24 protein-coding genes and 1 tRNA gene are annotated in these 23,259 nt (G+C 65.0%); 14 read left to right on the top strand and 11 right to left on the bottom strand.

All coding sequences use genetic code 11. The features are described 5' to 3' along the window. Positions 1 to 93 precede the first annotated feature (93 nt). From AC1RDS_RS06200 to folC, 6 genes are all read right to left on the bottom strand, one after another. Positions 94 to 169, bottom strand: a tRNA-Ala gene (locus AC1RDS_RS06200). 66 nt (positions 170 to 235) lie between these two features. Continuing rightward, positions 236 to 1,651 carry a glutamate--tRNA ligase gene (gene gltX / locus AC1RDS_RS06205; protein ID WP_348683378.1) on the bottom strand — a complete coding sequence of 472 codons (1,416 nt, stop codon included), beginning with the start codon at positions 1,649 to 1,651 and terminating at the stop codon, positions 236 to 238. A 97-nt stretch (positions 1,652 to 1,748) separates the two neighbouring features. Next, positions 1,749 to 3,254 (bottom strand): amidophosphoribosyltransferase, encoded by a 1,506-nt coding sequence (gene purF / locus AC1RDS_RS06210; protein ID WP_092696571.1) that lies wholly within the window; start codon positions 3,252 to 3,254, stop codon positions 1,749 to 1,751. A 73-nt stretch (positions 3,255 to 3,327) separates the two neighbouring features. Then, positions 3,328 to 3,816, bottom strand: coding sequence for a CvpA family protein (locus AC1RDS_RS06215; protein ID WP_092696732.1), 489 nt, complete (start codon positions 3,814 to 3,816; stop codon positions 3,328 to 3,330). A gap of 27 nt (positions 3,817 to 3,843) precedes the next feature. Next, on the bottom strand, positions 3,844 to 4,674 hold the full coding sequence (locus AC1RDS_RS06220) for an SPOR domain-containing protein (protein WP_092696570.1): 831 nt from the start codon (positions 4,672 to 4,674) through the stop codon (positions 3,844 to 3,846). 22 nt (positions 4,675 to 4,696) lie between these two features. Further along, a complete protein-coding gene (gene folC, locus AC1RDS_RS06225; protein WP_026437613.1) occupies positions 4,697 to 6,022 on the bottom strand; it encodes a bifunctional tetrahydrofolate synthase/dihydrofolate synthase in 1,326 nt (441 codons plus the stop codon). A gap of 68 nt (positions 6,023 to 6,090) precedes the next feature. Between folC and AC1RDS_RS06230 the strand changes: the two genes are divergently transcribed. From AC1RDS_RS06230 to AC1RDS_RS06250, 5 genes are all read left to right on the top strand, one after another. After that, positions 6,091 to 6,489, top strand: a complete 399-nt coding sequence (locus AC1RDS_RS06230; protein WP_208859671.1) for an ArsC family reductase — start codon at positions 6,091 to 6,093, stop codon at positions 6,487 to 6,489. A 123-nt stretch (positions 6,490 to 6,612) separates the two neighbouring features. Next, a complete protein-coding gene (locus AC1RDS_RS06235; RefSeq protein WP_092696569.1) occupies positions 6,613 to 7,281 on the top strand; it encodes a glycine zipper 2TM domain-containing protein in 669 nt (222 codons plus the stop codon). A gap of 142 nt (positions 7,282 to 7,423) precedes the next feature. Continuing rightward, the gene (gene ppnP / locus AC1RDS_RS06240; protein ID WP_026437616.1) at positions 7,424 to 7,741 is read left to right on the top strand and encodes a pyrimidine/purine nucleoside phosphorylase; all 318 of its coding nucleotides are present in this window, start codon (positions 7,424 to 7,426) and stop codon (positions 7,739 to 7,741) included. Positions 7,742 to 7,818: 77 nt separating this feature from the next. After that, positions 7,819 to 9,162: an argininosuccinate synthase gene (argG, locus tag AC1RDS_RS06245; protein ID WP_026437617.1), complete on the top strand. Its 1,344-nt coding sequence runs from the start codon at positions 7,819 to 7,821 to the stop codon at positions 9,160 to 9,162. Positions 9,163 to 9,356: 194 nt separating this feature from the next. Then, positions 9,357 to 9,722, top strand: coding sequence for an SPW repeat protein (locus AC1RDS_RS06250; RefSeq protein WP_092696568.1), 366 nt, complete (start codon positions 9,357 to 9,359; stop codon positions 9,720 to 9,722). A gap of 104 nt (positions 9,723 to 9,826) precedes the next feature. Here the strand turns inward: AC1RDS_RS06250 and murB are convergent, their stop codons facing one another. After that, the gene (murB, locus tag AC1RDS_RS06255; RefSeq protein WP_092696567.1) at positions 9,827 to 10,900 is read right to left on the bottom strand and encodes a UDP-N-acetylmuramate dehydrogenase; all 1,074 of its coding nucleotides are present in this window, start codon (positions 10,898 to 10,900) and stop codon (positions 9,827 to 9,829) included. Between the two features lie 237 nt (positions 10,901 to 11,137). Between murB and AC1RDS_RS06260 the strand changes: the two genes are divergently transcribed. The 3 genes from AC1RDS_RS06260 to AC1RDS_RS06270 all read left to right on the top strand — a co-directional run bounded on the left by AC1RDS_RS06260 (position 11,138) and on the right by AC1RDS_RS06270 (position 13,373). Further along, positions 11,138 to 11,623: a YajQ family cyclic di-GMP-binding protein gene (locus AC1RDS_RS06260; protein WP_026437620.1), complete on the top strand. Its 486-nt coding sequence runs from the start codon at positions 11,138 to 11,140 to the stop codon at positions 11,621 to 11,623. A 63-nt stretch (positions 11,624 to 11,686) separates the two neighbouring features. Further along, the gene (locus AC1RDS_RS06265) at positions 11,687 to 12,337 is read left to right on the top strand and encodes a retropepsin-like aspartic protease family protein (RefSeq protein WP_348683383.1); all 651 of its coding nucleotides are present in this window, start codon (positions 11,687 to 11,689) and stop codon (positions 12,335 to 12,337) included. A gap of 10 nt (positions 12,338 to 12,347) precedes the next feature. Further along, a complete protein-coding gene (locus tag AC1RDS_RS06270; RefSeq protein WP_092696566.1) occupies positions 12,348 to 13,373 on the top strand; it encodes an HD-GYP domain-containing protein in 1,026 nt (341 codons plus the stop codon). Between the two features lie 36 nt (positions 13,374 to 13,409). Here AC1RDS_RS06270 and plsY read toward each other — a convergent pair whose 3' ends face one another. The 3 genes from plsY to AC1RDS_RS06285 all read right to left on the bottom strand — a co-directional run bounded on the left by plsY (position 13,410) and on the right by AC1RDS_RS06285 (position 15,739). Further along, on the bottom strand, positions 13,410 to 14,063 hold the full coding sequence (plsY, locus tag AC1RDS_RS06275; RefSeq protein WP_092696565.1) for a glycerol-3-phosphate 1-O-acyltransferase PlsY: 654 nt from the start codon (positions 14,061 to 14,063) through the stop codon (positions 13,410 to 13,412). Positions 14,064 to 14,111: 48 nt separating this feature from the next. Further along, positions 14,112 to 14,615, bottom strand: coding sequence for a Cys-tRNA(Pro) deacylase (gene ybaK, locus AC1RDS_RS06280; protein WP_092696564.1), 504 nt, complete (start codon positions 14,613 to 14,615; stop codon positions 14,112 to 14,114). A gap of 62 nt (positions 14,616 to 14,677) precedes the next feature. Continuing rightward, positions 14,678 to 15,739, bottom strand: a complete 1,062-nt coding sequence (locus AC1RDS_RS06285) for an aldo/keto reductase (RefSeq protein ID WP_092696563.1) — start codon at positions 15,737 to 15,739, stop codon at positions 14,678 to 14,680. Between the two features lie 187 nt (positions 15,740 to 15,926). Here AC1RDS_RS06285 and AC1RDS_RS06290 point away from each other — a divergent pair, with 187 nt between their 5' ends. From AC1RDS_RS06290 to AC1RDS_RS06300, 3 genes are read left to right on the top strand one after another with little or no spacing between them, the layout of a single operon-like run. Next, on the top strand, positions 15,927 to 17,465 hold the full coding sequence (locus tag AC1RDS_RS06290; protein WP_159433757.1) for a class I adenylate-forming enzyme family protein: 1,539 nt from the start codon (positions 15,927 to 15,929) through the stop codon (positions 17,463 to 17,465). 36 nt (positions 17,466 to 17,501) lie between these two features. Continuing rightward, the gene (locus tag AC1RDS_RS06295; protein WP_348683386.1) at positions 17,502 to 18,230 is read left to right on the top strand and encodes an SDR family oxidoreductase; all 729 of its coding nucleotides are present in this window, start codon (positions 17,502 to 17,504) and stop codon (positions 18,228 to 18,230) included. Positions 18,231 to 18,282: 52 nt separating this feature from the next. Beyond that, the gene (locus tag AC1RDS_RS06300) at positions 18,283 to 18,900 is read left to right on the top strand and encodes a 2-hydroxychromene-2-carboxylate isomerase (RefSeq protein ID WP_348683388.1); all 618 of its coding nucleotides are present in this window, start codon (positions 18,283 to 18,285) and stop codon (positions 18,898 to 18,900) included. Between the two features lie 48 nt (positions 18,901 to 18,948). On the opposite strand, the gene AC1RDS_RS06305 is transcribed toward AC1RDS_RS06300, so the two are convergent. Next, complete coding sequence (locus AC1RDS_RS06305) at positions 18,949 to 19,773, bottom strand: IclR family transcriptional regulator (protein ID WP_348683390.1); 825 nt, start codon at positions 19,771 to 19,773, stop codon at positions 18,949 to 18,951. 204 nt (positions 19,774 to 19,977) lie between these two features. On the opposite strand from AC1RDS_RS06305, the gene AC1RDS_RS06310 reads away from it, so the two are divergent. The 3 genes from AC1RDS_RS06310 to prfB all read left to right on the top strand — a co-directional run bounded on the left by AC1RDS_RS06310 (position 19,978) and on the right by prfB (position 23,251). Then, positions 19,978 to 20,967 (top strand): NAD(P)H-dependent flavin oxidoreductase, encoded by a 990-nt coding sequence (locus AC1RDS_RS06310; protein WP_092696559.1) that lies wholly within the window; start codon positions 19,978 to 19,980, stop codon positions 20,965 to 20,967. A 78-nt stretch (positions 20,968 to 21,045) separates the two neighbouring features. Continuing rightward, positions 21,046 to 21,969, top strand: coding sequence for an alpha/beta fold hydrolase (locus tag AC1RDS_RS06315; RefSeq protein ID WP_348683392.1), 924 nt, complete (start codon positions 21,046 to 21,048; stop codon positions 21,967 to 21,969). Positions 21,970 to 22,146: 177 nt separating this feature from the next. Further along, positions 22,147 to 23,251, top strand: a protein-coding gene (prfB, locus tag AC1RDS_RS06320; RefSeq protein ID WP_099049582.1) for a peptide chain release factor 2 whose coding sequence is annotated in 2 segments (ribosomal slippage) — positions 22,147 to 22,227 and positions 22,229 to 23,251 — 1,104 coding nt in all. Because the reading frame shifts where the segments join, the coding sequence is not laid out codon by codon here. The last annotated feature ends 8 nt before the right edge of the window (positions 23,252 to 23,259 follow it).

A 23,259-nucleotide genomic window follows, 5' to 3' on the forward strand; every position in this document is an offset into this window, starting at 1 on the left:
CCCCGGTACTCACCGTGAAAGGGTGATGTCCTAGGCCTCTAGACGATGGGGTCAAAACCTTGGAACTAACCGATAACTAAAACCGACAAATTTTGGTGGAGGTAAACGGGATCGAACCGATGACCTCTTGCATGCCATGCAAGCGCTCTCCCAGCTGAGCTATACCCCCACTTCGATGGCACCGATCACATTGCAACCGTTGTCATCATCTGAGCCTTGAATTATAGACAGATTTTTAGCGGTTTCGCAAACGCGCTACAACTTTTTCGCGTCCGACCAGCTCCAGCACGGCATCGACCGCAGGAGTGTGGGCCGTGCCCACGACCAGAACCCGCACCGGCATGGCCAGCTGGGGCATCTTGAGTCCGTGTGCCGCCAGCACCTGCTTGAACGCCGCGCTGATGGATGCCTTGTCCCATGCGCAAGCGGACAACGCATCGGCCAGCGCATCCAGGGCAGGGGCAATGGCATCGGTCACATGCTGGGTGCGCTCTGCCTCCACGGGCAGCACGGCACCATAGAACACAAAGGCCCAGTCTGCAAGGGCCACCGTGGTATCGCAGCGGTCCTTGAACAGCGCGCAGATGCGGGGCAGTCGCCCATCGGCCAGATCGGCGGCGGCAATACCGCGCTTTTCCAGCTGGGGGGCCACCAGGGCCGCCAGTGCGTCATCGGCCATGGCTTTCAGGTGCTGTGCATTCACCCAGCGCAGCTTGGCTTCATCAAACTGCGCGGCGCTGCGCCCCAGATGGTCGAGGTTGAACCACTGCAGGAACTGCTCGCGGCTGAAGATTTCGTCATCACCGTGGCTCCAGCCCAGGCGTGCCAGGTAATTGACCATGGCATCGGGCAGGTAACCCTCGTCGCGGTATTGCGTGACGGGCTTGGCGCCATTGCGCTTGCTCATCTTCTCGCCCTGCTCATTGAGCACGGTGGGCAGGTGGGCATAGACCGGCGGCTCCTTGCCCAGGGCGCGGAAGATGTTGATCTGGCGCGGCGTGTTGTTCACATGGTCGTCACCCCGGATCACATGGGTGATGGCCATGTCGATGTCGTCCACCACCACACAGAAGTTGTAGGTGGGCGTACCGTCCGGGCGGGCAATCACCAGATCGTCCAGCTCGTCGTTGCGGATCTCGATGCGGCCCTTGACCTTGTCTTCCCATGCCACCACGCCGCCTTGCGGGTTCTTGAAGCGCAAAACGGGCTGCACGCCTTCCGGCACGGGCGGCAGTTTTTTGCCGGCCTCCGGACGCCAGGTGCCGTCATAGCGGGGTTTTTCCTTGGCGGCCATCTGCTTTTCGCGCAAGGCATCGAGCTCGGCCACGCTCATGTAGCAAGGATACACATGGCCGGTGGCCTGCAGCTGGACCAACACTTCCTTGTAGCGGTCCATGCGTTGCATCTGGTAGAACGGACCTTCATCGTGGTCCAGCCCCAGCCAGGCCATGCCTTCAATGATCACATCCACCGCAGCCTGGCTGGAACGCTCCAGGTCCGTGTCTTCGATGCGCAGGATGAAATCCCCGCCCGTGGCGCGGGCAAATGCCCAGGGGTAGAGCGCCGAGCGGATGTTGCCCAGGTGAATGAAGCCGGTAGGCGATGGTGCGAAACGGGTGCGCACATGCACGGGAGAATTCTGTTCAGTCATTGCATTCAGGCCGGCCGCATCGGGCCGGCATCGTTGTCTTGGTCGGCAAGCGGGGCAGAAGCCGGCCGCCCACGGGCCTGCCCCTGCGGCATCACGCTCAGGCGAGCTGGGCGTTGGGCAGTGCCAGGCGGGAAGTGTCTTCTTCACCCTCCTCCACGCCCACGCGGCCTTCGTTGAGGCGCGCGATATCGTCGGCGGTGATGTCACCGGTGACATACACACCGTCGAAACAGGAGGCATCAAACTCGGCGATGGCGGGGTTCAGGGCGCCAACGGCCCGTTTCATGCCTTCCACATCCTGGTAGATCAGCGCATCGCAGCCAATGGCCTGGCGCACCTCTTCCACCGTGCGGTCATGGGCTACCAGCTCGCTGCTGGTGGGCATGTCAATGCCGTACACATTGGGGTAACGCACCGGCGGCGCAGCGCTGGCCAGATACACCTTGCGGGCACCGGCGTCGCGTGCCATCTGCACGATTTCCCGCGAGGTCGTGCCGCGCACGATGGAGTCGTCCACCAGCAGCACGTTGCGGCCCTTGAACTCGCTGCCGATCACATTGAGCTTCTGACGCACGGACTTCTTGCGCACGCCCTGCCCCGGCATGATGAAGGTGCGACCCACGTAGCGGTTCTTGACGAAACCCTCGCGGTACGGAATGCCCAGCAGATGCGCCAGCTGGGTTGCGCTGGGGCGGCTCGACTCGGGGATGGGGATGATCACATCGATCTCGTTCGGCGGCACGGTGGAGATCACCCGCTTGGCGAGCGTCTCGCCAAGATTGAGCCGCGCCTGGTAGACCGAAATGCCATCGAGCACCGAATCGGGCCGTGCCAGATAGACAAATTCGAAGATGCAGGGGTTCAGCCGCGGATTCTCGGCGCACTGGCGCGCATGCACCTGGCCGTCGAGCGTGATGAAGATGGCTTCGCCCGGGTCGATATTGCGCTCGAAGACATGCGAGGTACCCTCCAGCGCCACCGACTCGCTGCCCACCATCACGGTGCCATCCTGGCTGCGCCCCATGGCCAGGGGGCGGATGCCATGGGGATCGCGGAAAGCCAGCAAGCCATGGCCTGCGATCAGGGCAATGACGGCATACGAGCCCTTGATGCGCTTGTGCACCGCACGCACTGCCGTAAAGACATCCTCGGGCTGCAGCGGCACACCGCGGGTGGCGCGCTCAAGCTCGTGGGCAAACACGTTGAGCAGCACTTCCGAGTCACTGTCGGTATTGGTATGCCGGTGATCGGTCTGGAAGAGCTCGGTGCGCAGGGACAGCGCATTGGTCAGGTTGCCGTTGTGCACCAGCACGATGCCAAACGGCGCGTTCACATAAAACGGCTGCGCCTCTTCTTCACTGAAGGCATTGCCCGCCGTGGGGTAGCGCACCTGGCCCAGACCCACATTGCCCGGCAAGGCCCGCATGTTGCGCGTGCGAAACACATCGCGCACCATGCCCTTGGCCTTGTGCATGAAGAATTTGCGGCCCTGCTGGGTCACGATGCCCGCAGCATCCTGGCCCCGGTGCTGCAGCAGCAGCAAGGCGTCATAGATCAGCTGGTTGACGGGCGCTGTGCTGACGACGCCGACGATTCCACACATAGTTTGATTCCATCCATTTGCGGGAAAAGCCCCGCGCCAATTTCCTCGGCAGCAGCTTGTGGCCGCTACCCTGTCAGGAAGGCAGATGCCTTCCGAATTCTTCGGGCAATGCGGGCTTCAGGCTCTTGAGCAAGCCACCCAGCACCGGTGCACTGTGCGACTCCTGCCACCACGCCGCCTCCTGCAGGGGCGTCAAGCCCACCACCACCGTCACCACGAGCAGCAAGACGAGACCCCGCACCACGCCAAACATGGCCCCCAGCGTTCTGTCCGCGGGACGCAACCCCATGGCTTCCACCAGTTTCTTGGCCAGCCAGGCCAGAAAGCCGCAGGCAAACACCGCACCGACAAAGACCACGATGAAGCCCGCCGCATAGCGCAGTGCTCCATCGGAATCACCCAGAGGCAGCACCGAAGCCATGTCGGACGCAAACCACTGGGCCACAAAAAATGACGCCACCCAGCCCGCCACGGACAACACCTCGAAGACCAGACCCCGCCAGGCGCCGATCACCATCGAGGCCAGCAAAATCGCCGCAAAAATCCAGTCCAGCGATGCCATGGTGTGCAATGGCGCAGCCAACCGCGGCTACAGCGTCAGAACCGAGGCGGACAGCCCCAGCTCCTTGATGCGGCCGGCTGCCTTGTCGGCCTCGGCCCGGCTGGCCAGCGGGCCCACGCGCACGCGCACACGCTTGCCATCCTTGGTATCCACCACCTGGGTATAGGTTTTAAGCCCGGCCCGCTCCAGCTTGGAGCGCGCCTCGCGGGCCTTGTCGGCATCGGCAAAAGCGCCCACCTGAACGATGAACCGGCCGTCCTCGGCCTGTGCGCTGGCAGCGGGCTGTGTGGTGCGCCCTTCCAGCAAGGCCCGTGCTCGCACCGACTCATCGGCCGCTGCCGGCTTGTGCTCGGGGGCTGATGGTTTGGGATCGGGCTTGGGTTTGGGCTCCGGCTTCGGTTCGGGCACGGCCGCAGGCTTGGGCTTGGCCTCGGGTTTGGCAACGGCCTTTGCCGCCGCAGGCTCCTCCGATGCCGGTTTGGCAGCGCGGCTGCTGGCCACCAGTTCCTCGCCATCGCCCAGGCCCGCACCAGCAGCGCTGCGCTCCGGCTGTGATGGCGCGGCAGCGGACCGCGCTGCAGGCGCATCGGATTTGGCGGCGGGCACCACCAGCGGCGCCACCTTGTTGCGGTCGGGGATTTCGATCGGAATGTCCACCGCAATGGGGCGCGGCTGCGTATCAAACAGCAGGGGAAACCCCAGGACGCCGAGCAAAACCAGCACCGCAGCGCCAATCAGACGATGCCGTGCGCGCCGGCGCATGACTTCGATGCTTTCGCCCTGGGCCGAACGGGAGCGCTTGGCCTGCTTGTCAGCCTGCTCACTCTGACCGGGCCAACGAAACTTGAAAAATGCCATGGAGTAGGGACTCGTGCGGAGCTTAAGCGTCCAGATGTTTGGCGTGCAGGCGGGGGATACCATCGATCAGCACACCACCCACCGTGTAAAACGAGCCAAAGACCACGATTCTATCAGCGGGGTCTGCCGCGGCCACGGCCGCCTGCAGGGCCTGCTGGGGATCGGCGTGGACGCTGGTGCCCACCTGCCGCCGCCCGCCGGACACCATCTGCAGCGCATTCCATTTCTGCTGCAGGACAGCACCCGTTTCCGCGCGTGGCGTGGGCAGATCGGTGAAATACCAGTGGTCCACCAGGGGCCCCACCTTGGCCAGCATGGGGGCGAGGTCCTTGTCGGCCATGGCGCCAAAGACGGCGTGCGTGGCCGGGAAATAACCCATGGCGTCCAGGTTGGCCGTGAGCGCCGCCACCGAATGCGGGTTGTGGGCCACATCCAGCACCAGGGTGGGCTGCCCCGGCACGATCTGGAAACGGCCGGGCAGCTCGACCAGCGCCAGCCCGTTGCGCACGGCCTGCGCCGTCACGGGCAGGCGTGTGCGCAGCGCTTCGAATGCCGCCAGCACACCCGAGGCGTTGACCAGCTGGTTGGCCCCGCGCAGCGCCGGATAGGCCAGCCCCGCATAACGGCGCCCGCGCCCGGCCCAGCTCCATTGCTGCTTGTCGCCCGAAAAATTGAAATCATGACCAAAGCGCCAGAGGTCGGCGCCGATTTCGCGCGCATGGTCGATCACGCTCTGCGGCGCCATGGGGTCGCTCACCACCACCGGACGCCCCGTGCGCATGATGCCGGCTTTTTCCCGGCCGATGCTCTCGCGGTCGGGCCCCAGGTATTCGGTGTGGTCGATGTCGATGCTGGTGATGATGGCGCAGTCGGCATCGATCACGTTGGTGGCGTCCAGCCGGCCGCCCAGCCCCACCTCCAGAATGGCGACATCCAGCAGCGAGTGGCTCAGCAGCCGCAGGATGGCCAGGGTGGTGAACTCGAAATAGGTCAGCGAAACATCGTTGCCATTTTGGGTTCTGGCGCTTTCCACGGCTTCGAAGTGCGCTATCAGATCAGAGGCATTCACGGCCTCGCCATGCACCCGGCAGCGTTCTTCGAAATGCACCAGGTGCGGCGAGGTGTACACCCCGGCACGAAAACCGGCCTGCTGGGCCACGGCCTCCAGCATGGCGCAGGTGGAGCCCTTGCCATTGGTGCCGGCCACGGTAATCACCGGGCAGTCAAAACGCAGGTCCATGCGGGTGGCCACTTCGCGGACCCGCTCCAGGCCCATGTCGATGTTCTGAGGGTGCAGGCGCTCGCAATGGCTGAGCCAGCCTTCCAGGGTGTGGATTTTGGTGTGCATACACCGCGAATTGTCGCCGAGGCCGCGCTATCACAGACCGCGGGGAGTTATGCAGGTCATCCCTTGGCATGATGGCGGCCATGAAGACACCTCACATCACTCTGTACGGCATCCCCAACTGCGACACGGTCAAGAAGGCGCGCGCCTGGTTCACCGGGCAGGGGCTGGAATACAGCTTCCACGATTTCAAGAAACAAGGCGTTCCGGCGGCAGGCCTGCCCGACTGGCTGGCTGCCGTGGGCTGGCAAAAGCTGGTGAACCGGCAGGGCACCACCTGGCGCAAGCTGGACCCTGGCGCCCAGGCAGCCGTGCACGACGATGCCAGCGCCAGCCAGCTGATGCTGGCGCAACCCAGCGTCATCAAGCGCCCGGTGGTGGAGTGGCGCCAGGGCGGGCACACCACCGTCACGGTCGGCTTTGATGCAGGGCGGTGGCAGGAACTGCAGGCAGAACTGTCCAGGGACTGAATCGACGAACCGCCGCACAGATCTTTACGCAGATTTACGCGGCCCGGCCGCCGGATGGACGCGGTTGGCCGCAACTTTTTCCCGGTCTGGTGCGTTATGTACCGAACTGTCAGGAGCTTCGTCATGCAAAAGATTGCCGTATTTTCCATCCTGGTCGCCGTGGCCACCGCTGCGGCGGCGCAGGAACAAGGCCGTGTGCTGTCGGCCACCCCCGTGGTGCAACAGGTGGGTGTTCCGCAGCAGGTGTGCGGCAACGAAACCGTGTACAGCGGCTCGCGCAACTCGGGTGCGGGCGCCTTGCTGGGCGCGATTGCCGGTGGCGCGGCCGGCAATGCCGTGGGCCGTGGCGGCGGGCGCGCGGCAGCCACCGCCCTGGGGATCGTCGGCGGCGCCGTGCTGGGCAACCAGGTCGAAGGCAGCGGCCAGCCCCAGTACCAGAACGTGCAGCGCTGCACCACCGAAACGTATTACGAGAACCGCACCGTGGGCTATGACGTGGTGTATGAATATGCCGGGCGCCAGTACAGCACCCGCACCCAGACCGATCCGGGGGGCTGGATCCCCATCCGGGTCCAGCCGCTGACGGGCAACCAGGGGCAGTTCTACTCCACCCAGCCCGATCCGTACGGGCCGCAGGGCTTGTATGCGCAGCCGGGCATGGTCACATCCACCTACCAGGTCCAACCCAGCTACCCGGCCCCGCCCACCTATGGGAGCCCACCCGTGACGGTGATCGAGTACGGCTATGGCCGCCCCTACTACCCGTCCCACCGCAACCCCTACTGGCGCTGAACCGCATCGAGCGCCCTGCGGCAACAGAGCCCCTGCACGGGGCTCTTTTTTTTGCCTGGCCAGCCCTGCGCAAGGCTGGCGTCTCGACCATGCCCGCCCCTGTCCTAAAATCCTGGGTTTCCTTCTTTCTACCCGCGCATCCATGACCACCGAAAAAATCGACGGCGTGTCCGTCACGACCCAAGCCAGTGTGTATTTCGACGGCAAGTGCGTGAGCCATGGCATCACGTTCCCCGACGGCACGAAGAAGTCGGTGGGCGTGATCCTGCCCGCCACGCTGACCTTCAACACCGGCGCACCCGAGATCATGGAAGGCGTGGGCGGCTCCTGCGAATACAGGCTCGACGGTACGGACACCTGGGTGAAGTCGGGCGCGGGCGAGCGATTCAGCGTGCCCGGCAACTCGAAGTTCGACATCCGCGTGACGGAGGCCTACCACTACATCTGCCACTTCGGCTGATATTGACCGAGCGCTTTTTTGGGCCTATAGCGCTTATGAAATAAGCGCTATCAGCTATCATTTTTGAGAGATATTCCATGGCAACCATCCTCCAGAACCTGCCCCTTGGCCAGAAGGTCGGCATCGCCTTCTCCGGCGGCCTCGACACCAGCGCGGCCCTGCGCTGGATGAAGAACAAGGGCGCCCTGCCCTACGCCTACACGGCCAACCTGGGCCAGCCCGACGAGCCCGACTACGACGCCATTCCGCGCAAGGCCATGGAATACGGCGCCGAGGCCGCACGCCTGATCGACTGCCGCACGCAGCTGGCCCACGAAGGCATCGCTGCGCTGCAGGCCGGTGCCTTCCACATCAGCACCGCGGGCGTGACCTACTTCAACACCACCCCGCTGGGCCGCGCTGTGACCGGCACCATGCTGGTGTCTGCCATGAAGGAGGATGACGTCCACATCTGGGGCGACGGCTCCACCTTCAAGGGCAACGACATCGAGCGCTTTTACCGCTACGGCCTGCTCACCAACCCCTCGCTGCGCATCTACAAGCCCTGGCTTGACCAGCAGTTCATCGACGAACTGGGCGGTCGCGCCGAAATGTCGGCCTTCATGACCAAGGAAGGCTTTGGCTACAAGATGAGCGCCGAAAAGGCCTACAGCACCGACAGCAACATGCTGGGCGCCACGCACGAGGCCAAGGACCTCGAATTCCTGAACAGCGGCATCAAGATCGTGAACCCCATCATGGGCGTGGCATTCTGGAAGGACGATGTAGTGGTCAAGGCCGAGGAAGTATCGGTCACCTTCAACGAAGGCCAGCCCGTGGCCCTGAACGGCAAGGAATACACCGACCCGGTCGAACTGATCCTGGAGGCCAACCGCATCGGCGGCCGCCACGGCCTCGGGATGAGCGACCAGATCGAAAACCGCATCATCGAGGCCAAGAGCCGCGGCATCTACGAAGCCCCCGGCCTGGCGCTGCTGCACATCGCCTACGAGCGCCTGGTGACCGGCATACACAACGAAGACACCATCGAGCAGTACCGCATGAACGGCCTGAAACTCGGCCGCCTGCTCTACCAGGGCCGCTGGTTCGACCCCCAGGCCATCATGCTGCGCGAGACCGCCCAGCGCTGGGTGGCGCGCGCCATCACCGGCACCGTCACGCTGGAGCTGCGCCGCGGCAACGACTATTCGCTGCTGAACACCGAGTCGCCCAATCTGACCTATGCGCCCGAGCGTCTGTCGATGGAAAAGGTGGAAGACGCGCCGTTCTCGCCGCTCGACCGCATCGGCCAGCTGACCATGCGCAACCTCGACATCGTGGACACGCGCGCCAAGCTCATGACCTACGCCCAGTCGGGCCTGCTGACGCTGGGCCAGGGTTCGCCACTGCCGCAGCTGAGCGATGAAAGCCCTAAAAAATAAAAATTACCTCTGACGCTTGCCGTATCAAAGCGGACAGCTATCAGAAACAGAGTAACCGCCCCGCCATCCGGCCGGGCGGTTTTTTCATGGGCGCGCACAGCACACCGCTGCACCCCCACCAAGGAACCTCCCGTCCCGCCAGGCACTCCAATCCATTGCCGCCGAACTGATTTGCGGCGGCAGGAGGAACAGCCATGAAGCAAGTGAAACACTGGCAAGACCCTGCCAATGCGTTGATAGGTGCCTGGTTTGCGCTTTCGCCTTGGGTGCTGCGCTATCAGGATCAGTTGACGCCTACTGCCAACGGCGTGGTCGTCGGCCTGCTGCTGATCGCCGCCGCACTGGGCGCAACTCTTGTGCCGCGGGCTTGGGAGGAGTGGACCGAGGGCGTGCTGGGACTGTGGATGATCGCTTCGCCCTGGGTGCTGGGCTTTGGAACGCTCATGGACGCGACACGCAATGCCACCGTTTCCGGCATCGTTGTGCTCGGATTGGCCCTGTGGGTACTGGCGACCGACAAGGACTACATCGCCTGGTGGCATAACCGCACGGCGCATTGAAATGCGCGCCATGAAAAACCGCTCTCGGGCGGTTTTTCATGGCATGTTGGCTGCAAGTCCTTTTACCGATTGCTTTATCAGCTATTAATTCAGAGCCAATCTACTCACCACACCACGGGCTCGGGCTCCAGCCGGATGCCAAAACGCTCGTACACGCTGGTCTGGATCGCGCGGGCCAGCGTCATCACCTCGCCGCCGGTCACGCTGCTGGCGCCTTGGCCACGGTTGACCAGCACCAGCGCCTGCTTTTCGTACACACCGGCCTTGCCCACGCTCTTGCCCTTCCAGCCGCAGGCGTCGATCAGCCAGCCAGCCGCCAGCTTGATGCTGCCGTCGGGCATGGGGTAGTGCACGATCTTGGGGTCGCGCGCAATGATGTCGGCGCACTGCTCAGGCGTCACCGTGGGGTTCTTGAAGAAGCTGCCGGCATTGCCGATGACAGCCGGGTCGGGCAGCTTGGCGCGGCGGATGTCGCACACCCATTCAAATATCTGCTGCGCCGTGGGCTGATCGACACCCGCCTCGGCGCGCCGGCGCTCCAGGTCCAGATAGCCCAGCACCGGCTTCCAGGGCCTGGGCAGGCGAAAGCGCACATGGGTGATGACAGCGCGGCCGGCCAGGCCCATGCCGCGCGGCAGGCCACCTTCGGCCGGCGACGGCGAAGGCGCATGCTTGAACACCGAATCCCGGTAGCCGAAGGCGCACTGGGCGGCATCGAGCGTGAAACACTGGCCGGTGGCCAGGTCGACCGCATCCAGCGACTCAAAACGGTCTTGCAGCTCCACGCCATAGGCCCCGATGTTCTGCACCGGCGCTGCGCCCACCGTGCCGGGGATCAGCGCCAGGTTTTCGAGCCCCGCAAACCCTTGCGCCAGCGTCCAGGCCACCGTGTCGTGCCAGACCTCGCCCGCGCCGGCCTCGACGATCCAGGCCCGGTCGGTTGCTTCCACCAGGCGCAGGCCCTTGATCTCCATCTTGAGCACCACGGGCCTGACGTCCCCGGTCAGCACGATGTTGCTGCCGCCGCCCAGAACCAGTTTGGGCAAGGGGGCCAGTTGCGCATCTGCCAGGACAGCGTGCAAATCTTCCACGGAGCGCACCCGGACCAGGGTGTGGGCACGCGCCACGATGCCAAAGGTGTTGCAGGGCTGCAAAGGGACGTTTTTCTCGACTACCATTGGCCCGATTGTCGCACCGGGGGCCTGCGCGCCCGTCCGGACCACCCCGTTTTGCTAGGAGGCTGCCGGACTTGGAGCGTCGATAGCGAAAATGGGCCCCAGCGAGGACAGTTTTTGCCGGATTTGCAGCCCATAGCCCGGCTATGGGGCAAAAAGACGGTAAAAAATGGACCGCTGCGGCCCATTTGCAGCCGACGATTTCCAAGTCCGACAGCCTCCTAAAGACCGAGAACCGCCATGCCCTCTTTTGACACCATCTGTGAAGCCAACCTCGTTGAAGTGAAGAATGCGGTGGAAAACACCGTGAAAGAAATCACCACCCGCTTTGATTTCAAGGGCACCTCGGCCAGCATTGAAATCAAGGACAAGGAAATCACCCTGGTGGGCGATGCCGAGTTCCAGCTCACCCAGATCGAGGACGTGCTGCGCAACAAGCTCACCAAGCGCAACGTGGATGTGCGCTTTCTCGACATGGGCGATGTGCAGAAGATGGGCGGCGACAAGGTCAAGCAGGTCATCAAGGTGCGCAATGGCATCGAAAGCGAGCTGGCCAAGAAGCTGCAGAAGCTCATGAAGGAGAGCAAGCTCAAGGTGCAGGCCGCCATCCAGGAGGACAAGGTGCGCGTGACCGGCGCCAAGCGCGACGACCTGCAGGCGGCCATGGCGCTGATCCGCAAGGAAATCAACGACGTGCCGCTGTCTTTCGACAATTTCCGCGACTGATAGCCCGGGCCCGACCCTTTGCGCCCACCGCACGCAATGCACCTCTGGCGCCGGCACCGCACCATGAACCGGCACCCTTTCCGCCCTGCCCTGACGATGCTGGCCGCGTTGCTGCTCGCGCCCCTGTGTGCGCGCGCGCAGACGGCGGCCCTGGGCGGCATTCTGGGCAGCAAGGCCCTGCTCGTCGTCAACAACGGTGCCCCCCGGAGTGTGGGCGCCGGCGAATCCCATCTGGGCGTGAAGGTGGTCGCCGTCGGCAAGGACGAGGCGTTGGTGGAGATCGCGGGCAGCCAGCGCACCCTGCGCCTGGGTGAAGCGCCGGTGAGCGTGGGCAGCAAGAGCAGCAGCCGGCGCGTGGTCCTGACGGCCGACAGCCAGGGGCATTTCGTCAACAGCGGCACCATCAATGGCAGCCCCATGCAATACATGGTGGACACGGGCGCTTCCACCGTGGCCATCGGCCGCCCCGATGCGGAGCGCATGGAACTCAAGTACCTGAGCGGCCAGCCCGTGCGCATGAGCACCGCCAACGGCGTCACCGAGGGCTGGCTCATGACACTCGATTCGGTGCGCATCGGCGATGTCGAGGTGTACGGCGTCGAGGCCATCGTCACGCCCCAGCCCATGCCCTTCGTGTTGCTGGGCAACAGCTTTCTCACCGAGTTCCAGATCACCCGCACCAACGATCAGATGGTGCTGGAAAAGCGCTACTGATCCCTCGCCCATGTCCGCCCGAATTCCCCCTGGCAACCAGCGCCACGATGGCGAGTACGAAGACCTTTTGGGTCTGTGGTCCGACCTGGAGTCGGCACTGTCCGTCGTGCTTTCCACGCCGCTTCGGGTACAGGATTTTCCGGCCAAGGTGCGCCAGCTCGACCATTGGCTGCAGGACCTGGTGACCCACGACATAGACGCCGCGCTGTACCTGATGTTCCAGCTGGCCTCCACCTCCACGGTGGGCTACAGCGCATCGCACGCGGTGGTGTGCGGCACCCTGTGCCACATCATGGCGCAGGAGCTGCAATTGCCCGCCCGGGAGCGCGACAGCCTGGTGCGCGCAGCCCTCACCATGAATATCGCCATGACGGCGCTGCAGGACGTGCTGGCCGAACAACGAGAAAAGCCCAGTGGTGCGCAGCAGGAAGCGATCCGCAACCACCCCCAGGAGAGCCAGGCCTTGCTCGAACGCCTGTTCATCACCGACGACCTCTGGCTGGACGTGGTGGGACAGCACCACGCCAGCATTTCCAACCACGTGCCGCTGGCCGACCAGGAGCCACGGGACCGGCTGACCCGCATCCTGGGCACCATCGACCGCTACGCCGCCATGATCAGCCCGCGCAAATCGCGCGCCGGCCGCAGCGCCACCGACTCCGTGCGCGCCATCGTCGGCCACGAAGTCGACCAGCGCGACGAAGTGGGCTACGCGCTGGTGCGTTCGGTCGGCCTGTGCCCGCCGGGCACCTTTGTGCGCCTGGACAACGGTGATACGGCCATCGTGCTGCGCCGAGGTGAAAAGGCCAACCAGCCCCTCGTGGCCAGCCTGCTGGACCGCACGGGGGCACACCATGCGCGGCCCGGCATCTACCAGACCGCTGCGGTGGGCAAGCCGCGCATCCAGTCGGCCCTGGCCCGCTCTACCGTGACGATGGAGCTCAACCACCGCACGATGGTGCAGTTGGGGCTGTATGCGGCCACTCCGCACAACTCGAGCCTGATGGGGCTGGTGACGGCGTCCGGCGCGCTCTGAGCCTTCCAGGGCGCGCCTGCAGTACCCAGCTGTACGTTACGGCTTGCGTTTCGACTCCGGGGCCGCCTTGGACCGCCCCAGGCGCGACTCCTTGCCTTCGATCAGGCGCCGGATGTTGTCCTTGTGGCGCCAGGCCAGCAGCATGGACATGACGGCAACGGCCACCGCAATGCTGGTCTCGGCATACCAGACCACGCCGCTGACCAGCAGGTAATACACCGGTGCAAACACCGCAGCCACCAGCGAGGCCAGCGACGAATACCGGAAGAAGAACGCCACGATGAGCCAGGTGAGCGCGGTGGCCAGCCCCAGCCAGCCACTGATGCCCAGCAGCACGCCCAACGCGGTGGCCACGCCCTTGCCACCCTCGAAGCGGAAGAACACGGGCCACAGGTGCCCCAGGAAAGCCGCCAGCCCCACCAGCGCCATCGTGCCCTCCTCCAGGCCATAGGGCTTGCCAAACCAGCGCACCAGCACCACGGGCAGCCAGCCTTTCACCGCGTCGAGCAGCAGGGTGACGATGGCGGCGGCCTTGCTGCCCGAACGCAGCACGTTGGTGGCACCGGGATTTTTGCTGCCGTAGGTGCGCGGGTCATTGAGCCCCATGAGGCGCGTCACGATGACGGCAAACGACAGCGAGCCCAGCAGGTAGGCAGCCACAGTGGCAAGGACGGGGTACACGGCGTTCAAATCAGCTCCTTCGGGGGACAACGACACGGCGCGGTGCGCCGGGGCGGCCTATTCTGCCAGCGCGCAATGCACCGGCGTGGCCCCCAGCAGCTGCACGCACACCTGCGGGTCGATCTGCACCAGAAAACCACGCCGCCCGCCGTTGATGGCGATGCGCGGCAGCGCAAGAATGCTTTCCTCGATGAACACCGGCATGGCCTTGCGCGTGCCAAACGGCGAGGTGCCGCCCACCAGGTAGCCGCTGTGGCGGTTAGCCACCTCGGGCTTGCAGGGCTCGACCGACTTGGCGCCGATCTGCCGCGCCAGGTTCTTGGTGGACACCTTGCAATCGCCATGCATGAGCACGATGAGCGGCCTGGCGTCCTGGTCCTGCATCACCAGCGTCTTGACGACGGTGTGCTCATGCAGTCCCAGGCTGGCCGCGCTGTGCGCGGTGCCGCCATGCTCCACATAGTCATAAGGGTGCTCGGTGAATTCCACCTGGTGCGCCTTGAGCATCTGTGTCGCGGGGGTCTCGCTCACATGCACGCCCTTGCTGTCCTTTTTGGCCATGATTACTTCAAAAATAATAGCTGGTGGCGCTCACTCAGAAAGTGTTGAAAGCCTACTTCATCTCAAATGGCAGGATCACCCACCTGCCAGCGGATCTGGTCGATGGCCGCCAGCAGCTCGGGCGAGAGCGCGGTGTCCCAGGCGGCCAGGTCTTCGTCGAGCTGCGCCAGCGAGGTCACGCCGATGATGGTGCTGGCCACGCGCCAGTTGCCGTAGCAAAAGGCCAGCGCCAGCTGCGTGGGCGTGAGGCCATGTTCGCGCGCGAGCTGGTTGTAGCGGCGCGCGGCGTCCAGCGCCTCGGGGCGGCCCCAGCGCTGCCTGCGCACCGACTCATAGCTGGCAATGCGGGCGCCCCGGGGTGCGCTGGGCCCTTCGATGCCGCTGGCGTCGTATTTGCCCGTCAGCAGGCCAAAGCCCAGCGGCGAATAGGCCAGCAGCGACACGTTCAGGCGGTGGCAGGTTTCGTCGAGGGCGTTGTCGTAGCTGCGGTTGATCAGGCAATACGGGTTCTGCACCGTCGCCACGCGCGGCAGGCCATGCGCCTCGGCCAGGCGCACGAACTCATGCACGCCATAGGGCGTTTCGTTCGACAGGCCCACATGGCGCACCTTGCCGGCCTTGACCAGCCCAGCCAGTGCCTGCAGCTGCTCGTGGATGGGCGTCTGCGCGGTTTCCTTGGCCGGGTCGTAGTACTTGGTGCCAAAGGCCGGCACATGGCGCTCGGGCCAGTGGATCTGGTAGAGGTCGATCACATCGGTCTGCAGGCGGCGCAGGCTGCCCTCGCACGAAGCCACGATGTCGGCGGCCGTCATGCCTTTGCCTTCGCGAATCCAGGGCATGCCGCGCGAGGGGCCGGCCACCTTGCTGGCCAGCACCAGCTTCTGGCGCGCCCCGGGGTTCTTGGCAAACCAGCGGCCGATGATGGTTTCGGTGGCGCCAAAGGTGGGCGCCCGGGCCGGCACGGCATACATCTCGGCGGTGTCGATGAAATTGACCCCGCGCGCCAGCGAGCGGTCGAGAATGGCGTGGGCATCGCTCTCGCCCACCTGCTCGCCGAAGGTCATGGTGCCCAGGCAGATGGGGGTGACATGCAGGCCGGACTGACCGAGCTGGATGGTTTTCATGCAGGCTCCCGTAAATAAGCAAGGCAGGAGTTTACGGGGACCGTGCCCACTGCGTCCGGCAGACCACGGCGCATCGCGCTTGAACTGCACTGCAGTTTTCGTTTGCGCTCAGGCCGTGTTTTGCGGGCGCGCAAGACTGCATATCGCAATAGACTGGCCTGCATCGTTCACCAGCACCCAGGTTTTCATGCGCACCTCCACCCCTGCCGGGCCTGCCCGGTTCCATGCCTTGCTGGACCCATGGGTCGCGCACCAGCCCCACCGGCCCGCGCTGGCCGATGCGCACCACGCCTACACTTTCGCCCAATTGCAGCAGGCCAGCATGGACGCTGCCGTGCAGCTGGGCGACTGGGGCGTGCGTGCCGGCGACCGGGTGCTGATCGTCGGCGAAAACTGCGCCGCGGCGGGCGTGATCGCCTTTGCGCTCAGCCGCCTGGACGCCTGGGTGTGCATCGTCAATGGTCGCCTGAGCCCGCGCGAGATCGACGGCATCATCGCGCACGCCCTGCCCCGGCGCGTCATCTACACCACCCAGGTATCCCCCGACGCGCTGCAGCATGCCCAGCGCCACGGCGCGCAGGCCTGCCAGTGGCCTGGCCTGGGCCCGCTGCATCTGGGGCCGCTGAACCAGGCGGCTGTCCCGGAGCCCTGCCATGCCGCCGCGACCGAACAGGTGGCCGCCTTGATCTATACCTCCGGCACCTCGGGCGCCCCCAAGGGGGTCATGCTCACACACGCCAATCTCGCCTTCGTGGCAGGCACGAACCTGCGGCGCGTCGGGCCGGGCGACGTGATCTATGGCGTCCTGCCCATGGCGCATGTCGTGGGCCTGTCCACCCAGTTGCTGGGCAGCCTGGCTGCCGGCGCCTCGGTGGTGCTCGAACCTCGCTTCTCGCCGGAACTCCTTGCCGCCGCGCTGCGCCAGGGCATCACGTCCTTCACCGGGGTGCCCGCGATGTATGCCCGCCTGCTCGACTGGCTGCGTGACCCGGGGCACCTCCTGCAGGCGCCAAAGCTGCGCGTGATCAGCGTTGCCGGATCGCCCCTCACACCCGCGCTGAAGGCGGCTGTGGAGACGCAGCTTCAATTGCCGCTGCTCAACGGCTACGGCCTGACCGAAACCAGTCCGACCATCGCCCAGGTGCGGCCCGAGGCCCCACGCACCGACTGTGCAGTGGGCCTGCCGATTCCCGGGATAGAGGCACGCATCGTGGATGCCCAGGGCGTCGGCGTGCCGCCGGGCGAGGTCGGCGAACTGTGGGTGCGGGGACCCCATGTGATGCAAGGCTACTACCGCCAGGACGAACTCACGCGCCAGGTGATCAACGCCGAGGGCTGGTTCAACACCGGCGACATGGCACGCCAGGGCGATGACGGTGCACTGCACATCGCCGGACGCACCAAGGAGCTGATCATCCGCTCCGGCTTCAACGTCTATCCGCTGGAGGTCGAGCAGGCCATCAACGCATTTCCGGGCGTGGTGCAGTCTGCCGTCGTCGGGCGAACCGTGGACCACAACGAGGAGGTCATCGCCTACGTCGAGGTACCGGCCCACCACCCCATCGACGAACAGGCCCTGCGGCACCACCTGCGCGGGCAGCTGTCGCCCTACAAACAGCCCACAGAGATCCACGTCATGGAGCAATTGCCGGCGGCGCCCACCGGCAAGCTGCTCAAGAACGTGCTCAGACAGATGGCAGCGCAAGGCCGTGCATCGCACGCCTGAAACCGCATCACCCCATTCGAAACCCCAGGAGATCCCATGGAAGGCAAAAAAGCTGTTCTGATCATCGGCGCCGGCGACGCCACCGGCGGTGCCATCGCGCGGCGATTCGCACGCGAAGGCTACGTCGCCTGCGTGACGCGCCGCAGCGAAGACAAGCTCGCTCCGCTGCTGGAGCAGATCCGCAGCGAGGGCGGCGAGGCCCACGGCTTCGGCAGCGACGCCCGCAAGGAAGAAGAAATGGTGGCGCTGGTACAGAAAATCGAGGCCGAGATCGCCCCGATCGAGGCCGCCATCTTCAACATCGGCGCCAACGTGCGCTACGGCATCACCGAGACCACGGCCCGCGTTTACTTCAAGGTCTGGGAGATGGCGTGCTTCGGCGGTTTCCTGATGGGGCGCGAAGCGGCCAAGGTCATGCTGCCGCGCGGCCGGGGAACCATCATCTTCACCGGCGCCACGGCCAGCCTGCGCGGCCGCGACGGGTTCGCGGCCTTCGCCGGCGCCAAGCACGCGCTCCGGGCATTGGCGCAGAGCATGGCGCGCGAGTTGTGGCCCAAGGGCATCCATGTGGCCCATCCAGTCGTGGATGGCGCCATCGACACGGAGTTCATCCGCTCGAATTTCCCCGAGCGCTACGCCACCAAGGACCAGGGGGGCATCGTCAACCCGGATCACATCGCCGACCTCTACTGGCAGATCCACATGCAGCCGCGCGACGCCTGGACGCATGAAACCGAGATTCGCCCCTGGATGGAGCCATGGTGACGGACCCGGCAGGGATCGGCCCCGGCAATTTTGATCATTGGAAGGAGACACCATGACCCCCACCACCGTCGAGTTCCTGTTCGACTTCGGCAGCCCCAACGCCTACCTGTGCCACAAGGTCATCCCGCAGATGGCGGCAAAGACCGGCGCACGGTTCGAGTACATCCCCATCCTGCTCGGCGGACTGTTCAAGCTCGCCAACAACCGCTCGCCGGTCGAGGCCTACGCGCACATCCCCCACAAGCTCGCCTACGAGCGCCTGGAAATGCAGCGCTTCATCCACAAGCACGGCCTGACGGCCTTCCAGCGCAATCCCCACTTCCCCGTCAACACGCTGCACATCATGCGCGGGGCCGTGGCCGCGCAGAAACTCCACTGCTTCGACCGCTATGTGGACACGGTGTACGCCAGCATGTGGGAGCGCGGATGCAACATGGCGGACCCGCAGGTCATTGCGGCCGAACTCGACGCCGCCGGACTGGACTCCCAGGCCATCCTGGCCACCAGCCAGGAGCCCGGCGTCAAGGAGCGCCTGCTGGCAAACACCCAGCAGGCCCATGCGCGCGGCGCCTTTGGCAGCCCCACGTTCTTCATGGGCCCGGAGATGTACTTCGGCAAGGACCGGCTGCACGACATGGAAGAAGCCATCCTGCAGGCCACGGGCTGCTGAGCACCGCCCGATTCCCCCTGCAAGCACAAGCCAAGTCCCATGCCGGTGTCAGCTTTTGGCGTGGTACTGGGCCTCGATGCCGCGCACCGTGGCAATCAGTCGCGGCCGGACTTCGTCCATGAACGTTTCGGCCGAAATCGAAGAGGCCGCGGCGGCGGCATTCACCACCATCAGGGGCAGGCCCGAACCCAGGCGCACGGGCACCGCGATGCCATTGATTTCGCGCCGCCAATCGCCAAAGGAACGCACGCAGCCGAACTCGGCAAGATCGGCCATCGCCTGGCGAATGCCCTTTTCGACCCTCGGCCAGCCCACCGGGTCTATGGCCTGGAGCCGTGCCTCCAGCGTCTGGCGCGCCCCTGCCGGCGCACCGGCCAGGTAGCCGCGCCCGGCGGCCGTGGTGCCCAGCGGAATGTGCGAGCCGATGCCCAGCATCAGCGTGAGGATGGCCGTCTCGCTGCGGCAGTTCTCGATGTAGAACATGGACAGGTCGTCGCGGGTCGCCAGCGCCACCATGGTGTCCGTCTCGTTGGCAAGCTGCTGCAAAAAGGGGTTGCTCACCTCCTTGACATCCAGGCGCGACAAGGTCGTGCCCCCCAGCGTCAGCGCCATGAGGCCCAGGCGGTAGCGCCCCGACTCGGCGATGTGGTGCAGGTAGCCCAGCTTGGTCAGCGTGTAGGTCAACCGCGTGATGGTGGATTTGGGCAGGCTGCAGCGCTCGGCAAGCTCATGGTTTCCGAGCCTCTCCTCGCCCGACTTGAACGCGTGCAAGACCTCCAGGCCCCGCGCAAGCGCCGTCACGAAGTGGCGGTCTTCCTTGGGCGGGTCCGATCGGCGGGGCGATCCCCCTGCTGGCTTTTCCACCAATGTCACGATGTGTCCCCCTGTGGGCACAGATCATGCCACCAGGCAGAACGAATATGAAGTCGCCAGGGGGTTTTATCGCTCGATGTTCTGCATTGCAGTTTTTGAATACCCGTCAAGGCATTCCCTCGGCGCCATTCGACGCGACAATCGGAGTTTCCGGACCAGCCGCGCCACACCGCCCTTTCCACCACATTCCTCCAGGAGACCCGCATGCGCACCCGTATCACCGAGCTTTTGGGTATTGAACGCCCCATCATCCAGGGGGGCATGCATTTCGTCGGCCTCGCCGAATTGGCGTCCGCCGTGTCCAATGCCGGCGGACTGGGCATCATCACCGCGCTGACCCAGCCCACGCCCGCCGCGCTCGCGGCCGAGATCGCGCGGTGCCGGTCGATGACGGACAAGCCGTTCGGCGTCAACCTGACCTTCCTGCCCGTGCGCACGCCGCCCGACTATGCCGGCTACATCCGCGCCATCATCGATGGCGGAGTGAAAATCGTCGAAACGGCCGGGAACAACCCGCAGCAGTGGATGCCCCTGCTGAAGGACGCAGGCATCAAGGTCATCCACAAGTGCACCGCCGTGCGACACGCATTGAAGGCACAGAACATAGGCTGCGATGCCGTCAGTGTGGACGGCTTCGAGTGCGGCGGCCATCCGGGCGAGGACGATGTGCCCAATTTCATTTTGCTGCCCCGCGCGGCCGAGGCGCTCAAGGTGCCCTTCATCGCGTCGGGAGGCATGGCAGACGCGCGGTCACTGGTGGCTGCGCTGGCCCTTGGCGCAGACGGCATCAACATGGGCACACGCTTCATCGCCACCCAGGAGGCCACGGTTCATGAGAACGTCAAACAGGCCATTCTGGCCGCGACGGAGCTGGACACCCGCCTGGTGATGCGGCCGCTGCGCAACACGGAGCGGGTCCTGGTCAACAAAGCGGTCGAGCGGCTGCTGGAAAAGGAGCGCCAGCTGGGCGCAGCCATCACGTTTGCCGACATCGTGTCCGAAGTGGGCGGCGTCTATCCCAAGGTGATGCAGAACGGCGAGCTGGACGCCGGCGCATGGTCCTGCGGCATGGTCGCGGGCCTGATCCACGACATTCCCACGGTACGGGAGCTGATGGACCGCATCATGAACGAGGCGGAACACATCGTCAGCCAGCGCCTGGCCGGCATGTTCGCAACAGCCCCGGCGCATTGATGGCTTCATCGCCAGGCAGCAGGGCCCGCTGTCCCGCGATTGACATGGGCTCCGCGGCCGCTGGGTAACATCGTCGCCATGTATGTCACCCGCCAGACCTCGCGCAGCGAATTCGTTGCCATCCGCCAGCTGAACTACCACGTGCGCCTGTGGGGGCCCGAGACCGCGGCCCTGCCGCCGCTGGTGCTGGTGCATGGCTGGATGGACGTGGCCGCGTCCTACCAGTTCGTCGTCGATGCCTTCGGCGAAGACTTCCTGCGCAGCCGCCGCATCATCGCGCCCGACTGGCGGGGCTTTGGCCTCACGGCGCCGCCCGTGCCCACCGACCACTACTTCTTCCCCGACTACCTGGCCGACCTGGACCAGTTGCTCGACCACTACGCACCCGGCACCCCGGTGGACCTGGTGGGCCACAGCATGGGCGGCAACGTCGCCATGTTCTATGCCGGAGTCCGGCCCGCGCGCATCCGCCGCCTGGTCAACCTCGAAGGCTTCGGCATGCCCGCGAACAAACCCGCCAAGGCGCCCGGGCGCTATGCGCAGTGGATGGACGAACTCAAGGCCCTGCGGCGCGGCGAGATGGCACTGAACACCTACGACAGCGCGGCCGGCGTGGCGCAGCGCCTCATGAAGACCAACCCGCGCCTGTCGCAGGACAAGGCCGACTGGCTGGCGCGGCACTGGGCCCGCCCCAACGCCCTGGGCCAGTGGGAAATCCTGGGCGACGCAGCGCACAAAATCATCAACGCGCAACTGTTTCGCCTGGACGAAGTGCTGGCGCTGTACGAAGCCATCAGCGCGCCCACGCTGGCCGTGGAAGCGGCAGACGACAGCCTGGGCCAGTGGTGGAAGGGCCGATACAGCCTGGACGAATACCACCAGCGCCTGACCCATGTGCGCGACTGCCGCATTGCCGTGGTGCCGGACGCCGGCCACATGCTGCACCACGACCAGCCCCAGGCCGTGGCGGCGCTGATCGAGCAGTTCGTGGGTGACGCATAAAGAGAATGCTTGCAAGCGCTGATGCATCCACCGCAAGCAGCTGTCCATTCTGAAATTTTCGGGGTGGCATTCGGGTGGCAGCGGCAGGCGCCGGGCCGGTCGGGGGGCATTGGGCGCCAGAGATCGCGTCCCATGAGAAAATCGCGGGTTATTCCACAAGACACCCAGGACAAGACCATGGACGCAGAACGTATCAACCTCATCGGCAACACCCTCTCCGACCTGGCCGTGCGCACGCAAGAGTTACGGAGGTATCTTTGACTTCGATGCCAAATTCGAACGCCTGCGCACGGTAAACGCATCGCTGGAAGACCCCACGGTCTGGAACGATCCCAAGAAGGCCCAGGAGCTGGGCAAGGAAAAGAAATCGCTCGACGGCGTGGTGCTCACGCTCGACAAGCTCACGCGTGAGCTGGCCGACAACGCCGAGCTGTACGAGATGAGCAAGGAAGAAGGCGACGAGGCCGGCCTGATGACCATCGAGGCCGAAACCGCCAAGCTCCAGCCCGAGATCGAGCAGCTCGAATTCCGCCGCATGTTCAGCAACGAGGCCGATCCGCTCAACTGCTTTGTGGACATCCAGGCCGGCGCCGGCGGCACCGAGGCCTGCGACTGGGCCAGCATGCTGCTGCGCCAGTACCTCAAGTATGCCGAGCGCAAGGGTTTCAAGACCACGGTCGAAGAAGAAACCCCTGGCGACGTGGCCGGCATCAAGAGCGCCACGATCAAGGTCGAGGGCGAATACGCCTATGGCCTGCTGCGCACCGAAACCGGCGTGCACCGCCTGGTGCGCAAGAGCCCGTTCGACAGCTCGGGCGGCCGCCACACCAGCTTTGCCAGCCTGTTCGTCTATCCCGAGATCGATGACTCGATCCAGATCGACATCAACCCGGCCGACGTGCGCACCGACACCTACCGTGCCTCCGGCGCGGGCGGCCAGCACATCAACAAGACCGACTCGGCCGTGCGCCTGACCCACATCCCCACGGGCATCGTGGTGCAATGCCAGGACGGCCGCAGCCAGCACGGCAACCGCGACATCGCCTGGCAGCGCCTGCGCAGCCGGCTGTATGACCACGAGATGCGCAAGCGCCAGGAAGAGCAGCAAAAGCTCGAAGACACCAAGACCGATGTGGGCTGGGGTCACCAGATCCGCAGCTACGTGCTGGACAACAGCCGCATCAAGGACCTGCGCACCGGCGTCGAAATTTCGGCCACCCAGAAGGTGCTGGACGGCGATCTCGACGCATTCATCGAAGCCTCCCTCAAGCAGGGCGTTTAAGGAAAACC

The sequence above is a fragment of the Acidovorax sp. GW823-FHT02H02 genome (genome assembly GCF_058797075.1).